This is a genomic window from Comamonas koreensis (assembly GCF_021026195.1).
Lineage (GTDB): Bacteria > Pseudomonadota > Gammaproteobacteria > Burkholderiales > Burkholderiaceae_C > Comamonas > Comamonas koreensis.
On the sequence record NZ_JAJNCT010000013.1, the window covers coordinates 20,331 to 35,888 of the forward strand.

General features: G+C 63.7%; 13 protein-coding genes. 5 read left to right on the plus strand and 8 right to left on the minus strand.

Translation table 11 applies throughout. From position 1 onward, the window contains the following. Window positions 1-25: 25 nt before the first annotated feature. The 4 genes from atpD to LPW39_RS13190 all read left to right on the plus strand — a co-directional run bounded on the left by atpD (window position 26) and on the right by LPW39_RS13190 (window position 3,998). Complete coding sequence (gene atpD / locus LPW39_RS13175; RefSeq protein WP_230775533.1) at window positions 26-1,429, plus strand: F0F1 ATP synthase subunit beta; 1,404 nt, start codon at window positions 26-28, stop codon at window positions 1,427-1,429. Between the two features lie 71 nt (window positions 1,430-1,500). Continuing rightward, on the plus strand, window positions 1,501-1,917 hold the full coding sequence (locus LPW39_RS13180; RefSeq protein ID WP_021025621.1) for a F0F1 ATP synthase subunit epsilon: 417 nt from the start codon (window positions 1,501-1,503) through the stop codon (window positions 1,915-1,917). A gap of 238 nt (window positions 1,918-2,155) precedes the next feature. Beyond that, window positions 2,156-3,490, plus strand: coding sequence for an OprD family outer membrane porin (locus LPW39_RS13185; RefSeq protein ID WP_230775535.1), 1,335 nt, complete (start codon window positions 2,156-2,158; stop codon window positions 3,488-3,490). A gap of 118 nt (window positions 3,491-3,608) precedes the next feature. Then, window positions 3,609-3,998 carry a Fur family transcriptional regulator gene (locus tag LPW39_RS13190; RefSeq protein ID WP_230775537.1) on the plus strand — a complete coding sequence of 130 codons (390 nt, stop codon included), beginning with the start codon at window positions 3,609-3,611 and terminating at the stop codon, window positions 3,996-3,998. A gap of 328 nt (window positions 3,999-4,326) precedes the next feature. Here LPW39_RS13190 and LPW39_RS13195 read toward each other — a convergent pair whose 3' ends face one another. The 4 genes from LPW39_RS13195 to LPW39_RS13210 form a co-directional block, all read right to left on the minus strand. After that, on the minus strand, window positions 4,327-5,514 hold the full coding sequence (locus tag LPW39_RS13195) for a DUF1624 domain-containing protein (protein WP_230775538.1): 1,188 nt from the start codon (window positions 5,512-5,514) through the stop codon (window positions 4,327-4,329). 121 nt (window positions 5,515-5,635) lie between these two features. Continuing rightward, window positions 5,636-6,154: a TPM domain-containing protein gene (locus tag LPW39_RS13200; RefSeq protein WP_230775546.1), complete on the minus strand. Its 519-nt coding sequence runs from the start codon at window positions 6,152-6,154 to the stop codon at window positions 5,636-5,638. Then, the gene (locus tag LPW39_RS13205) at window positions 6,154-7,095 is read right to left on the minus strand and encodes a TPM domain-containing protein (RefSeq protein WP_230775562.1); all 942 of its coding nucleotides are present in this window, start codon (window positions 7,093-7,095) and stop codon (window positions 6,154-6,156) included. Before LPW39_RS13205 ends, LPW39_RS13200 begins: the two co-directional genes overlap by 1 nt. Before the next feature lie 4 nt (window positions 7,096-7,099). Beyond that, complete coding sequence (locus tag LPW39_RS13210) at window positions 7,100-7,702, minus strand: LemA family protein (RefSeq protein WP_230775564.1); 603 nt, start codon at window positions 7,700-7,702, stop codon at window positions 7,100-7,102. A 129-nt stretch (window positions 7,703-7,831) separates the two neighbouring features. On the opposite strand from LPW39_RS13210, the gene LPW39_RS13215 reads away from it, so the two are divergent. Then, the gene (locus LPW39_RS13215) at window positions 7,832-8,401 is read left to right on the plus strand and encodes a DUF2946 family protein (protein ID WP_230775566.1); all 570 of its coding nucleotides are present in this window, start codon (window positions 7,832-7,834) and stop codon (window positions 8,399-8,401) included. Window positions 8,402-8,430: 29 nt separating this feature from the next. On the opposite strand, the gene LPW39_RS13220 is transcribed toward LPW39_RS13215, so the two are convergent. The 4 genes from LPW39_RS13220 to LPW39_RS13235 form a co-directional block, all read right to left on the minus strand. Continuing rightward, complete coding sequence (locus LPW39_RS13220) at window positions 8,431-9,312, minus strand: c-type cytochrome (RefSeq protein ID WP_230775568.1); 882 nt, start codon at window positions 9,310-9,312, stop codon at window positions 8,431-8,433. A 194-nt stretch (window positions 9,313-9,506) separates the two neighbouring features. Next, entirely contained in the window at window positions 9,507-10,946 is a 1,440-nt protein-coding gene (locus tag LPW39_RS13225; RefSeq protein WP_230775570.1) for an efflux transporter outer membrane subunit, read from the minus strand. Continuing rightward, window positions 10,939-14,157 carry an efflux RND transporter permease subunit gene (locus LPW39_RS13230; protein ID WP_230775572.1) on the minus strand — a complete coding sequence of 1,073 codons (3,219 nt, stop codon included), beginning with the start codon at window positions 14,155-14,157 and terminating at the stop codon, window positions 10,939-10,941. Before LPW39_RS13230 ends, LPW39_RS13225 begins: the two co-directional genes overlap by 8 nt. A 15-nt stretch (window positions 14,158-14,172) precedes the next feature. Continuing rightward, entirely contained in the window at window positions 14,173-15,492 is a 1,320-nt protein-coding gene (locus LPW39_RS13235; protein ID WP_230775574.1) for an efflux RND transporter periplasmic adaptor subunit, read from the minus strand. Window positions 15,493-15,558: the final 66 nt, after the last annotated feature.

A 15,558-nucleotide genomic window follows, 5' to 3' on the forward strand; every position in this document is an offset into this window, starting at 1 on the left:
ACTGAAATCAATATTGGAGCAACAAATGGCTCAAGTACAAGGCAAGATTGTTCAATGTATCGGTGCGGTGGTGGACGTTGAGTTCCCCCACGGCAGCGTGCCTAACGTGTATGACGCACTGAAGCTCGAAGGCACTGCCCTGACGCTGGAAGTGCAGCAGCAGCTGGGCGACGGCGTGGTGCGTACCATTGCGCTGGGCTCGTCGGACGGTATCAAGCGTGGCCTGATGGTCACCAACACCGGCAAGGCGATCACCGTGCCCGTGGGCAAGGCAACCCTTGGCCGCATCATGGACGTGCTGGGTAACCCCATCGACGAACGTGGTCCTGTGGACCAGGCGCTGACCGCTTCCATCCACCGCAAGGCGCCCGCTTATGATGAGCTGGCCCCTGCACAGGAACTGCTGGAAACCGGCATCAAGGTGATTGACCTGGTGTGCCCGTTCGCCAAGGGCGGTAAGGTCGGTCTGTTCGGTGGTGCCGGTGTGGGCAAGACCGTGAACATGATGGAGCTCATCAACAACATCGCCAAGGCGCACAGCGGTCTGTCCGTGTTCGCCGGCGTGGGTGAGCGTACCCGTGAAGGTAACGACTTCTACCACGAAATGTCGGACGCCGGTGTGGTGAACCAGGAGTCGCTGAACGACTCGAAGGTTGCCATGGTATACGGCCAGATGAACGAGCCACCAGGAAACCGTCTGCGCGTGGCGCTGACCGGCCTGACCATGGCTGAAGCGTTCCGTGACGAAGGCAAGGACGTGCTGTTCTTCGTGGACAACATCTACCGCTACACGCTGGCCGGTACCGAAGTGTCCGCACTGCTGGGCCGTATGCCTTCGGCGGTGGGCTACCAGCCTACGCTGGCCGAAGAAATGGGCCGTCTGCAAGAGCGTATCACCTCGACCAAGGTGGGTTCGATCACCTCGATCCAGGCCGTGTACGTGCCAGCGGACGATTACACCGATCCATCGCCAGCAACGACCTTCGCTCACTTGGACTCGACCGTGGCGCTGTCGCGTGACATCGCTTCGCTGGGTATCTACCCTGCGGTGGACCCACTGGCTTCGACCAGCCGCCAGCTGGACCCCCAAGTGGTGGGTGAAGAGCACTACTCGGTAGCCCGCCAAGTGCAGGGTACCCTGCAGCGCTACACCGAACTGCGCGACATCATTGCGATTCTGGGTATGGACGAACTGGCTCCCGAAGACAAGCTCGTCGTGGCCCGCGCTCGTAAGATCCAGCGTTTCCTGTCGCAGCCTTTCCACGTTGCTGAAGTGTTCACGGGCGCTCCAGGCAAGTACGTGCCGCTGTCGGAAACCATCCGCGGCTTCAAGATGATCGTCAACGGCGAGTGCGACCACCTGCCCGAGCAAGCCTTCTACATGGTTGGCACGATCGACGAAGCCATCGAGAAGGCGAAGAAGATCTAAGCTTTGCAGAATGGGCTGCAGCACGCAGCCCTTCTCGCGAACTAGTTTCTTTTTCACTCTGAGGATCCAAGATGAACACCTTCCACGTTGATGTGGTCAGTGCTGAAGAATCCATCTTCTCCGGCGAAGCCCGCTTTGTGGCTTTGCCTGGTGAAATGGGCGAACTCGGTATCTACGCCCGCCACACGCCGTTGATCACCCGCATCAAGCCGGGTTCGGTGCGCATTGAGAAGGCCGACGGCGGCGAAGAGTTCATCTTCGTGGCTGGTGGCATTCTCGAAGTGCAACCCGACTGCGTGACCGTGCTGTCCGACACCGCTGTGCGCGGCAAGGACCTGGACGAGCAAAAAGCGGTTGAAGCCAAGCAAAAGGCTGAAGAAGCCCTCAAGAACGCCAAGGGCGAGCTTGACCTGGCCAAGGCCCAATCCGAGCTGTCCGTCATGGCAGCCCAGATTGCTGCTCTGCAAAAATACCGCAAGAAGCGCTGATCCGCTGTCTGCGCAACTGCCACAGAAGAACCACCGCATGCGGTGGTTTTTTTATGCCGGTGCCGGATGGCTTGCTACAGCGGGCCGGCATCCTGGTACGAGGTGGGCGATATCGCTGTCTGGCATGCCACTGTCCGCGGGGGTACCAGGGCGCGCGCAGCATCACTTCAAGGGTATCGTCAGCCACGCCTGGGCACCACGGCTGAGCGGCCACCGCAATTTTGGGCGACACAAGACAATGACCTATTTCAAATGGATGGCGCGCAGCAGTGGCCTGGCAGTGTTGGCCGTAGCCGCAAGCCATGCGCAGGCGGGCGCGCAGGACGAGGCCAAGGGATTGATCGCGGGTGCGAGCCTGGGCATGGTCAACCGCATGGTGTATGAGCAACTGGACTACCGGCGTGGCGACAGCACCCGGGTGGTGTCCGGCGGCGCGCGCTCGGACAAGGCCGCCGAAGCCGCCTATGGCCTGATGCTGAACTTCAGCTCGGGCTACACCCAGGGTGTGATCGGCCTGGGGCTGTATGCGCATGCCTATGGCGGCATCAACCTGGGCTCGGAGGCGGACAAGGTGCGCAGCAATCCGCGCTATATCGCCAAGGACGGCACCGATCTCCAGGACAGCTTTGGCCGCGCCGGTGCCGCACTCAAGCTGCGCTGGTCGTCCACCGAGCTGAAAGTGGGCGAGATGCGCACCAAGAACCCGATCTTCCACTCGTCCGACACACGGCTGCTGCCCGAGACCAACCGGGGCTGGCTGATCAGCAGCAACGACATTCCGCAGCTGAGCCTGCAGGCCGGCCGCTTTACCGGCTGGGCCGACCGCAATGCGCGCAAGAATGGCCAGCCCCTGCTGGCCAATTACTCGGGCGTGCAAGGCGATGCCTTCAGCTTTGCCGGCGGCAGCTGGGCCACGCCCTGGAGCGGGCTGAGCCTGTCGAGCTATGTGGGCCAATACGAGGATGTCTGGAACACCTGGTACCTGGGTGGCTTCTACAAAAAGGCGCTGGCCGATAAGCAAAGCCTCTCGCTCAGCCTGAACCTGTACCGCAACCAAGACTCCGGTGCCGCCAAGGCCGGCAAGGTGGACAACCTGACCTGGAGCCTGATGGCCACCTATGCGGCCGGCATGCACCAGCTGGGCCTGGGCTACCAGAAGGTGGATGGCGACACGCCGTTCGACTATGTCAACCGGGGCTCCATCTGGTTGGAAAACGCGATGCAGCTGTCGGACTTCAATGCGCCGCACGAGGCCTCGTGGCAGCTCAAGTACGAGGCCGATCTGGGCCAGTGGCTGACACCGGGCCTGCGCGCTGGCGTGGCCTATACACGCGGCTCGGGCATTGACTACAGCCGTGCCGGCAGCGTGTATACCAACTACCTGGGGGCCACCGGCAGTGGCGGCCGCCACTGGGAGCGCGACATGCTGCTGCGCTACACCGTGCAGCAGGGCCAGGCCAAGGGCTTGGCGCTGCAGCTGCGCTATGGCGTGCACCGGGCCAACCAAACCCAGGGCGAGCTGAATGTGAACCAGGTGCGCCTGCTGGCCGAGATGCCCTTGCAGATTTTCTGACCTGCGAGAGGAGGGTGGCGCCTGCCCGCCGGCGCTGCCTGCAGGTGGCGGCCTGAGCGGCTATGATGGGCGCACCCTCGATTGCCTTAGCCGTTCCCCGGAACGCCCCTGTCAGACCATGCAACGTCCTACCCGCCAGCGCGCCGCCATCGCCGATGCCTTTGCATCGCAAGGCCGTCCTCTCTCCCCCCAAGAGGTGCTGGAGATTGCGGGTGCGGCCCTGCCGGCGCTGGGCATTGCCACCGTCTACCGCCACCTCAAATCGATGACGGAAGAGGGCCTGCTGCGTGTGGTGACCCTGCCCGGTGGCCTGCCGCTCTACGAGCCGGCCACGCATGACCACCACCACCACTTCCAGTGCAACAGCTGCCGCCGGGTGTTTGATATCCAGGCCTGTCCCGGCGATCTCAAGGGCATGGCGCCGCCGGGCTTTCTGGTCGAAGGCCATGAGATCACCTTGTACGGCCAGTGCAAGGACTGCCTCAGCGGTGCAGGGCCTGCAGCCTGAGGCAGCGTAAAAAGCGGCTTAGAACCTGTTCAAAGTCTCCTCGCGCCGCGACAGTGTCTTTGCGAGATGGGATGCGAGGGGGCGCCCAGCCGCGCAACACCGCAGCAATAGCCGCGCTATTGCGAGGATTTGCAACGACGCAGACCGCTCCCTAGCCGGGCGCCCCTACCCGGGCAGCGCAAAGCCACTGTCCCTACGGGTTGGAGTGAAATCGGGCGATTTCTGCGCGCTGGCTCTTGCTTGCACCCCGGTGCAAGCTGCGTTCCATCGCTTCGAATTCATCCCGATTGCACTCCAACGCGGCTGCGTAGAGACTTTGAACGGGTTCTTAGAGGTACTTGAGCCAGCTGATATCGCGCCTGCGGGCCTTGAAGGCGGCAAAGGCCTTCACCGCCGGGTAGAGCGCAAAGCCCATGGCCAGCGTGGTGATCCACACCATCCAGATCGCACCAAAGCCAAACACCTCGCCCTGGTTGTTGCCCCAGACCGCCTGCGCGCCCAGGTAGAGGAACTTGAGCACATAGAGGTGCAGCACATAGAAGAACATGGGCACGGCGCCAAACACGGTCAGCGGTGCCAGCCAGCGCATCTGTGGCCGGCGCTCGAAAGCGCGCAGCAGCAGCAGGCCGATGCCCAGGGTCAGCGCCAGAAACAGCAGCGAGGGCGGGTACTTGGTGATATTCAAAAAGCCCATCAGGCTGACCATCAGCGAGTCGCCCGCCACCCAGGGCTTGTCGCCATATACATTGGCGGCACGCAGCAGCACAAAGCCCACCAGCAGGCCCAGGCCCCAGGTCAGCAGGCGGCGCTGGCGCTGCAGCGCATCGGCACCCTTGGCAAACCACGGGCCCATCGCATAGCCCAGCGCAATCACGCCAATCCAGGGCAGCAGCGGGTAGGAGGTGCGCAGGCGCAGGCTGCTGCTCACATCGATCCAGCCCCGGTCATGCAGCACGGCCCAGAGCGTGTGCAACGCATGGTCGGGCGCAAAGTGCAGCTGGTCGAGCAGGTTGTGGCCGGCGACCAGCAGCAGGCCCAGCGGAATGATCAGCCGCCGGGGCAGCCACACCAATGCTGACAGCATCAGCATCGACAGGCCAATGGCCCAGATCACCTGCAAGAAGATCTTGGTGGGCGGGAACTGGAAGGTCCAGGCAAAGTTGACCACGGTCACTTCGAGCAGCACCAGAAACAGCCCGCGCTTGAAGAGAAAGCCCGAGGCTGCAGCGCGCCCATCTTCATACTTGCTGCCATACAAAAAGGCCGACAGGCCCGTGAGCAGCACAAACACCGGCGCGCACAGGTGGGCGAGCAAGCGGCTGAAGAACAGCTCCGGCGCGGTGGCGGAGACATCCATCGGATCCGGCACCTGGTGGTGCAGGTAGAAGGTCTCGCGCACATGGTCGATCAGCATGAAGAGGATGACCAGGCCGCGCAGCGCGTCGATGGATTGAAGGCGGCTGGCGCCCGGCAAGGCAACTGGGATGCGGGGGAGGATGGGGGTGTCGGAGGACATGGAGCAGGCGGGCGAGATGGGCAGGTGCAATGCACATCAAATGATACTGATTGCGCATTATCATTTATATCCGCTGCCTGATCGGGCTGGGAGGCCGAAATTCGCCCTCCGTGCGCCGTGCTCAGCCGATCAACGGCTGGTCATCCAGTTCATTGTTTGGCGCTGTAGGCTCGGCGCCGCGCGGAAACTGCTGCTCCAGATGGCGCGATACCTGGCCGATGGCCGCCAGCAAGGCCTTTTCATACTGGCCGCTGCGCAGCTCGCTGGCCAGGCTGTCGACCATCGCCTGCCACTGCGGGCCGCTCACGCAGCGCGATACCGCGCGGTCGGCAACGATCTCGATCGCATGGTCGGTCAGCAACAGATAGATGAGCACACCATTGTTGTGCTCGGTATCCCAGACGCGCTGCTTGCCAAACTGCATCACCGCACGCTCGCGCGCTGGCGCATCGCGGCGGATATAGCTCCAGGGCAGGGCGCTTTCCACATAGACGCGGATCTGGCCGCTGTGCCTGGCCTCTGAAGCGGCAATGGCCTGGGCCAAGCGCTGCCGGGCGTCGTCAGGCAAGGCATGGGAGGCATCGCGCTCCAGAAAGCGGTGGCGCAGTTGCCTGCCCCAGCGTTGCAACCAATGGCCCATCACCAACTCCCCGAGGCGCCACCGCCCCCAAAATTGCCGCCGCCGCCGGAGCTGAATCCGCCACCGCCTCCACCGCCGCCGCCACCAAATCCACCCCCGCCAAAGCCACCTCCGCCGCCAAAGCCTCCGCCACCCCCGCCAATCGAGCTGCCTCCGCGCATCGTGCCGGCCAACAGCACCACAAAGAGGGCGGCAACGCCAGCGCCAATGCCCAGCAGCACGCTCGATGTCAGCCATGCCGCTACCAGGCCTGCGGCGCCACCGGTGGCGAGCGAGCCCAGCGCACGGCCCAGCATGCTGCGCAACACGCTGCCGCCCACCATCACAAAGATGAAGAAGAACAGCAGCAGCTGCGCCGGGTCATCCGGCAAGGCCGACGATGCCGGGTTGCGGCTGGGCGCTGTGGTGCGGGGTGGCGGCAGCGCCTCGCCCTTGATCAGCGCGCTGATCTGGGCCACGCTGTCGCCAATGCCCACGGCAAACTTGCCAGCCTGGAACGCCGGCTTCATCGTCTCGTCAATGATGCGCGCGGCGCGCAGATCGGGGATTGCGCCTTCCAGGGTTTTGGCGACCTCGATGCGCATGCGCCGGTCGTTCTTGGCCACCAGGACCAGCAGGCCATCGCCCACGTCCTTGCGGCCAATCATCCAGGTGCTGGCCACACGGTGCGCATAGGCAGCAATGTCTTCGGGACTGGTGCTGGCGACCATCAGCACCACCACCTGTGCGCCGGTGTCACGCTCCAGCGCCGTGAGCTGGGCTTCCAGCTGGGCCTGCTCCTGCGCGCTCAACGTGGCAGTCTGGTCGATCACATGGGCGCTGAGCGCTGGCACCGGCTGCACGGTAGCCCGTGCAGGCGTGCTGAACCAGGGCAGCAACAGGGCCGCCACCAGGGCCAGCAGCCAGGCCAGCCGTGGGCGCCAGGCGGGCATCGACGCCATGCGCTTACTTCCGCTCAGACGAGAAGTCCACGGTAGGCGGCTGGGAGATCTGGGCCTCGTTCTGCACCGTGAAATTGGCCTTGGGCTGGTAGCCAAAGACCTTGGCGGTCAGGTTGGTCGGGAACTGGCGGGCCTTGATGTTGTAGGCCTTGACGGTGCCGATATAGCGGTCACGCGCCACGGCGATGCGGTTTTCCGTGCCTTCCAGGGTCACGCGCAGATCGCGGAAAGCCTGGTTGGCCTTGAGCTCGGGATAGCGTTCCGACACCACCATCAGGCGCGACAGCGCGCTGGACAGCTCGCCCTGGGCCTGCTGGAACTTGTTGAAAGCCTCGGGGTTGTTCACCAGCTCGGGCGTCGCCTGGATCGAGGTGGCCTTGGCCCGTGCCTCGATCACCTTGGTCAACGTGTCTTGCTCGAAGTTGGCCTCACCCTTGACGGAGGCCACGATGTTGGGCACCAGGTCGGCACGGCGCTGGTACTGGCTCAACACCTCGCTCCAGGCGGCCGTGGACTCTTCGTCCAGCCGTTGAAAATCGTTGTAGCCGCAGCCCGTCAGTGCCAGCGCTGCGGCCGCCACCACCAGAAATCGTTTCCATGCGTTCATAAGGGCTCCTTGCCAGTTCAGAGCGGCCATTGTTACCTATCTGGCTGCTGTCCATTGTCAGCGATTATTGACGGAATGAGGCGCGCAGCACCGGCATGCCATGCCTGGCGCATGCAGTAGGATCGCCGCATGGACGATATCGTGAAACAAGCCATGGCCAAGTGGCCGAATGTGCCCGCCTGCTGGGGCTGGCTGGCGCTGGACGCGCGCGGCAACTGGTGGCTGCGTGATGCGCAGGCCCAGGCGGCCGGTGCATTCAGCAGCGGCCTGCCAGGGGCCAAGGGATCCCGGGTCGAGCATGACAAGCTCGCGCAGTTCATTGCCCGCAACTACCTGGCCGATGCCCAGGGCTGCTGGTACTTTCAGAATGGTCCGCAGCAGGTGTTTGTGGAGCTGGAGGCGACCCCCTGGGTCTGGCGTGCGCAGTGGCGCGACGAGACCCTGCATCTGCATGCCCATACCGGCGCGGTACTCGCCCCTGCGCAGGTGCAGGCGGTGCTGGCCGATGAACAAGGTGCCGTCTATCTGCACACCGGCCAGGGTCTGGGCATCGTGCATACGCAGGATGTGCTGGATGTGTCGCAGGCGCTGGAGCAGGGCCTGCTGCCCGAGCCGACCGAGGTGGCCAGCGTGCTGCTGGAAAAACGCTATGGCTTTGTGCGCTCTCCCGCTGCGCTGAAGGCCGCGGGCCAGGCTTGATCTTTTAGCGGACGCGGTGGGTAGCCTGCTTACTGCGCATGCTCCACCATGTACTGCACGGCGGCATGGATCTCTTCATCCGATGCGCTGGAGCCGCCGCGCGGGGGCATGGCGCCCTTGCCGCTGATGGCGATCTTCACCATGCTGTCGATGCCCTGGGCGATATAAGGCGCCCAGGCAGCCTTGTCACCAAACTTGGGCGCGCCCGCCACACCAGCGGCATGGCAGACAAAGCAGGCCTTGTCATACAGTGCCTTGCCATTGACGGCTGCGCTGGCGCTGGGGGCGGCGGCTGCAGGGGCTGCGGCAACGGCCGCTGCTGGTTCGGCAGCAGCTGCAGCAGGGGCTGCCGTAGCTGCTGCGGGGGCTACAGCGGCTGGGGCAGCACTGCCCGCATCGGCGCTGGCAGCAGCGGCAGGGCGCTGGGGTTCATCAAACTTGGCGCCGGCGGCATTGGCCATGTAGACCACGCCACGGGCGATTTCAGTGTCTTCAAAGTCGCCGCCGCCTTGCGGGGCCATGGCGCCCTTGCCGGCGATGGACGAGTGCACCAGCGCTTCGAGGCCGGTCTTGATGCGCGGGGCCCAGGCAGCAGCATCTTCAAACTTGGGGGCGCCAGCAGCGCCGGTGGCATGGCAGGCGGCGCATTGTGCCTGGTAGACCTCCTGGCCGGATTTGAGGGGGCGGTTGGCGTCGCGTATTTCGACCGAGCCTACTTTCTGCAGCCGGCTTTCGATGGAGCCTGCGTTATCGGCCGCGCCGGGGCCGGATTTGTTGGCCGAGGTCACAAAGGTCACCAAGCCAATGATGGCAAATACCGGGATCACAAAAGCAAAGATCACCGTCCACAAAAATTGCTTGGGTGATTTGACGGGGCCTGTATGTGCTTCTTCTTGCTGGATGTCGCTCATGGCTTCCTCAAATTCTCTGTGGGCTTGTTGTTCATCGTGCAGAGGCCAAAATCATTATATCGACGGGTTTTTTGGCAGGGCCTCCGGGCAAATACCTGCAGGTAATCAACCACAGTTGCGCCGCGCGCGCATAAAAAAATGGCTTGCCAGCAGGTCTGGCAAGCCATTGTGGGGCCGCAGTCGCGGGCAGGAACCTATGGTTTGCCAGCAGTCGGGGCCGCCTGAGCGACAGTGTCGGCCGCTGCAGCGTCGGTCCAGCCGCCGCCCAGCGCCTTGTACAGGCCGACCTGGTTTTGCAGCTGGGTCAGGCGCACTTGCACCACGGCTTGCTCCAGCGCGAACAGCGAGCGCTGCGCATCGAGCAGGTCCAGGTAGCTGGCCACACCGTTCTTGTAGCGCAGGTCCGACAGCTTCAGGCGTGCCGACTCGGCCTCGACCTGGGCCTGCTGCGATTGCAGCTGGTCGGCCAGCGTTTGGCGGCTGACCAGTGCGTCCGAGACCTCGCGGAACGCGGTCTGGATGGCCTTTTCATACTGCGCCGCAGCAATCTTGGTCTGCACTTCCGCGACTTCCAGGTTGGCCTGGTTGCGGCCGGCATTGAAGATCGGCAGGTAGAGCGAAGGCGCAATCGTGAAACCCTTGGACTTGGAGTCGAACAGGTCGGACAGCTCGGAGCTGGCAAAGCCGGCGCTGGCGGTCAGCGAGATCGCCGGGTAGAACAGCGCGCGCGCCGCGCCAATGTTGGCGTTGGCGGCGATCATGGTCTGCTCGGCCTGGCGCAGGTCCGGGCGGCGCAGCATCAGGTCCGACGGCAGGCCTGCCGGCACATCGGCCATCACCGGCAGATCGCTCAGGCGCTTGCCCTGCAGGCTGGTCAGCAGCTCGGCCGGTGGCGTCTGGCCCAGCAGCAAGGTCAGGGCGTTGACATCCAGCGCGCGCTGGCGCAGTTGCTGGGCCAGGGTGGCCTTGGCGTTTTCCGTCAGCGACTGGGCCTGGCGGTAGTCCAGCTCCGAAGCCACACCGGCATCCAGGCGCAGCTTGGACAGCTTGATCGACTCCTCACGCGTCTTCAGGGTGCGGCGCGAGATGTCGATCAGCTCCTCGTCGGCCTGCAGGGTCAGCCAGGCATTGGCAACTGCCGCCACCAGGCTGATCTGGGCAGACTTGCGGCCTTCTTCGGTGGCCAGGTACTGGGCGAGCGCCTGCTCCTTGAGGCTGCTGATGCGGCCAAAGAAGTCAATCTCCCAGCTCTGAATACCAACACCCACGCTGAAGGCATTGCCGTAAGCACCAGTGATCTGGCTGCGCTGGCGCGTCGCAGAGCCGGAGACGCCCACTTCCGGAAAGCGCTGGGCGTCCTGGATCTGGTAGAGCGCACGGGCCTGGGCGATGTTGAGCACCGCCACGCGCAGGTCACGGTTGTTGTCCAGCGCGGTCTGGATCAGCTGCTGCAGGCGCGTATCGGTGAAGAAGTTCTGCCAGGGAATATCGGCAGCGGCCTGCTGCGTCTGTTCCGTGGCCACTGGGTACTGCGCGGCCACCGGGGTGGCAGGCTTGTCCAGCGATGGAATCAGCGAGCAACCCGAGGCCAACAGGGCCGCAGCCAGAACGGTTGGTATCAGTTTCTTATTCATGGTGGGTTCCTTTCCCCACATTGGCAGACAGAACGGCGTCGTGTCCGCTATCGGGCGAATGCGGCGCGGGCGGGCTGCCATGCGGTCCCTTGTCCTGCTCGCCCTTGCGGCCGAACAGACGGAAGACCTCGACAAAGAACACAGGCACCAGGAACACAGCCAGGAAGGTGCCGATGATCATGCCCCAGAACACGCCGGTGCCGATCTCGTGCTGACTCACGGCGCTGGCGCCCGAGGCGATGTACAGCGGCACCACACCCAGGATGAAGGCCAGCGAGGTCATCAGGATCGGGCGGAAGCGCAGGTGACCAGCTTCCAGCGCCGCATCCAGCGCACTCATGCCCTGGTCGTGCAGGTCCTTGGCGAACTCCACAATCAAGATGGCGTTCTTCGCGGACAAGCCGATCACGGTGATCAGCGCCACCTGGAAGTAGATGTCGTTAGGCATGCCACGCAGGTGCATACCGGCCACGGCGCCCAACACACCCAGAGGCACCACCAGCAGCACGGCCAGCGGAATGCTCCAGCTCTCATACAGCGCTGCCAGGCAGAGGAAGACCGCCAGGATCGAGAACGCGTACAGGATCATCGCCGACGAGCCGGCTTTCTTCTCGTCCAGCGACTGGCCGGTCCACTCGTAGCCAAAGCCTTGTGGCAGCTCAGCCGACAGCTTCTCCATCTCCGCCATTGCGTCACCGGTGGTGTAGCCGGGCTTGGCCTGGCCGGTGATGCTCATCGACGGATAGCCGTTGTAGCGTGACATCTGCATCGGGCCGGTGATCCACTTGGCGGTCACCAAGGTGGACAGCTCGACCAGCTTGCCGTCTGCGTTGGGTACCGTCAGCTTCAGCACGTCCTCGGGCTGCATGCGGGTGGCCGCGTCGGCCTGGATGGTGACGCGCTGCATGTAGCCGTTGTTCGGGAAGTCGGTCGAGTTGCTCGAGCCCAGTGCCGTCGACAAGGTCGTGGCAATGTCGCCCATGCTGACCTTTTGCGCATACACCGCATTGCGGTTGATATCGACCTGCCATTGCGGCGCGTCATCCACACCGTCAAAGCGCATGCCGGTCAGAATCGGGCTCTTGCTGGCCTTGGCGATCAGGTCATTGCGGGCCTTGAGCAGCTCGGCGTGACCATGGTTGCCCCGGTCCTGCAGACGGAAGGTAAAGCCATCGCTGTTGCCCAGCTCGGAGATCGACGGAGGCACCAGGGTGTAGATGAAGCCGTCACGCAGGCTCATCATCGCGCCCATGGCGCGGCCGGCGAACGACGAGGCATCCGAGCCCGGCTTTGTGCGCTCGGACCAGTCCTTGAACACGGTGAAGGCCAGACCCATGTTCTGTGCCTGACCGGCAAAGCTGAAGCCCAGAATGCTCACGATGTTGGCCGTCTCAGGCTGCGCCAGCGCAAAGTCTTCCAGGTGCTTCATGGTCTCGCTGGTGCGCTCCTGGGTGGCACCCGGGGGCAGTTGTACCAAGGAGATCACATAGCCCTGGTCTTCCACCGGCAGGAAAGCCGTTGGCAGCGCCTTGAAGCCAAACACCACACCGACGATCACCGCTGCGTAGACCAGGAAGGCCATGAACGTGCGCTTGACGACGCCAACCAAGGTCTTCTGGTAGCCCTTGGTGGCCTTGCCGAACATGCGGTTGAACCAGTTGTAGAAGGGGCCCAGCAGGCCGGTCTTCTTGTCATGCGCATGGCCCTTGGGGATGGGCTTGAGCATGGTGGCGCACAGCGCTGGCGTCAGAGTCAGCGCGAAGAAGCCCGAGAAGAAGATCGAGATCGCCATCACCAGCGAGAACTGGCGGTAGATGTTGCCGGTCGCGCCCGAGAACATGGCCAGCGGGATGAACACGGTCACCAGAATCACGGTAATACCGACCACGGCGCCCTGGATCTGGCCCATGGCCTTGATCGTGGCTTCCTTGGGCGATAAGCCCTCTTCGGACATGATCCGCTCGACGTTCTCCACCACCACGATCGCATCGTCCACAACGATACCGATCACCAGCACCATGGCGAACATCGACAGAATATTGATGGTCAGCCCCACGCTGTACATCACCGCAAAGGCCCCGAGCAGCGCAATAGGCACGACGATGGTCGGGATCAGGGTGTAGCGGATGTTCTGCAGGAAGATCAGCATCACGATGAACACCAGCACGATGGCTTCGAGCAAGGTGTGCAGCACTTTTTCGATCGAGATCTTGACGAACTTCGAGGTGTCATACGGCGCGGCCCACTTCACGCCGGCAGGCAGGAAGGGTTCGAGCTCGTCCATCTTGCTGTAGACCTCCTTGGCGGTCGCCATCGCGTTCGCGGTCGAGGTCAGCTGCACCGCCAGCGCCACGGCGGGCTTGCCGTCCAGGCGCGAGTTGGTGGCATAGCTCTCGGAGCCCAGTTCCACACGGGCCACGTCCTTGAGACGCACGGTCGAGCCATCCGAGTTGGAGCGCAGCACCACCTCGCCAAACTCTTCGGGCGTGGAGAGCTGACCTGGCACGACGATAGTGGCGTTCATCATGGTGCCTGGCAGGCTCGGCGTATCGCCCAGCGCGCCGCCGGAGATCTGCTGGTTCTGCGCGGCAATCGCGGCATTGATCTGCGCGATCGACATGTTGTAGCCCTGCAGCTTGGCAGGATCGACCCAGACGCGCATGGCGCGGCCGGCCGCAAACAGCTGGGCCTTGCCCACACCGTTCAGGCGCTGGATTTCCGGCACCACATTGCGGTTGACGTAATCGGAGATTTCGTCACGCGAGGTCTCTCCGGTGTCCGACTGGAAGGTCAGAATCATCAGGAAGTTGCTCATCGACTTGTCGACGCGCACCCCCAGCGATTGCACGATGCTGGGCAGACGCGGCGTGGCGCGTGCCAGCCGGTTTTGCACATCCACCTGGGCCAGGTCGGGGTTGGTGCCGGGCTCGAAGGTCACGGTCAACTCGCCGCTGCCGGTGGCAGAAGCGGACGACGACATGTACATCAGGCCTTCGGCGCCGTTGATCTCACGCTCGATCAGCTGCAGCACCGAGTCGGTCAGGGTCTGCGCAGTGGCGCCTGGGTAGGTGGCCGTCACCGTGATGGTGGGCGGTGCCACGCTCGGGAACTGCGCCACCGGCAGTCGGGTAATGGACACGATACCTGCGAGGACCACGAAGATCGCGATCACCCAGGCAAAAATCGGTCTGTGAATAAAGAACTTTGACATTCCGCTGTGTCCTGTTTATTTGCTGGCGGCTGTGTTGCCTGCAGCTTCTGGCGAGGCGGCGGGCTTGTCCGCAGCGGGTGCCTCAGCCTGGGGCGCTGCCCCTGCTGCAGGAGCCGCTGGCGCTGCCGCCTTGTCGCTCGGGTTCTTCCATGGCACTGGCGTGACGTGCGTCGCACCCATGCCCAGCTTGATGAAGCCATCGACCATGACCTGGTCACCTTCCTTGAGGCCTTCGCTCACCACCCAGTTCGTGCCCTTGGACTGGCTGATCTGCACGGGCCGTGGGCTGACCGAACCATCGGCGGCGACGACCATCACGGTGTTGCCCTTTTCATTGCGGGTCACGGCCTGCTGCGGAACGAGCACGGCGTTCTCCACCTGGGCTTCCTGGATATGTACGCGCACATACATGCCCGGCAGCAGCAGGTTCTCGGGATTGGGCAGCTCGGCCCGCACGCTCACCTGGCCGGTCGCAGGGTCCACCGTCAGATCGGTGAACAGCAGCTTGCCGGGGTGGGCGTAGGGCTTGCCGTCATCGGTGTAGACAATGACCTTGGCGGCGTTGTCACCGGCCTTGGCCAGCTTGCCGGACTTGAGCGCTTCACGCATGCGCAGGATCTCGGAAGACGACTGCGTCACGTTCACGTACAGCGGGTTGATCTGCTGGATCACCGCCAGCTCGGTCACGCCGCTTTGGCCGACCAGCGCACCTTCGGTCACCAGCGAGCGGCCAATGCGGCCGGAGATCGGTGCCGTCACCGAGGCGTAGCCCAGGTTGATGTTGGCATTGGTCACGCCCGCCTTGCCTGCGGCGACTTGGGCCTGGGCAGCCTTTTCGTTGGCTACGGCGACGTCGTATTCCTGCTTGCTGATCGCATTGGCTTCGACCAATGGCTTGTAGCGGCGCGCGGTGGATGCCGCCTGGGCCAAGGTCGCCTGGGCCTGAGCCAGAGTCGCCTGTGCGCTTTCCAGGTTGGCGCGGTAGGGCGCATTATCAATTTGGTAGAGCACCTGGCCAGCCTTGACGTCCGAGCCTTCAGTGAACAAGCGCTTTTGCAGGATACCTGCCACACGTGCACCCACTTGGGCCACGCGCACGGGCTCCAGGCGGCCGGGCAGGTCGGAGATCACAGGAATGCTCTCCAACTTCACCGTCAGCACGCTGACCTCAGGCGGCTTGGGCGCACCGCCTTGTGGTGCTGCGTGTTCGTCTTTCTTGTTGCCGCAGGCGGTCAAGACCAGGGCGGCGACCAGCGTCAAAGCCAGCACGCCGGTCTTGCGGCGGGGGCTGGTGGAGGCTGGGCGGTTCCCGGTGGATTGGTTTGCTTCATACATCTGCTGCATGAAAGTCCCTTCGGTAGATGAGAAATGGTAAAGATGGAGGCCCCAAGGGACCTTGCT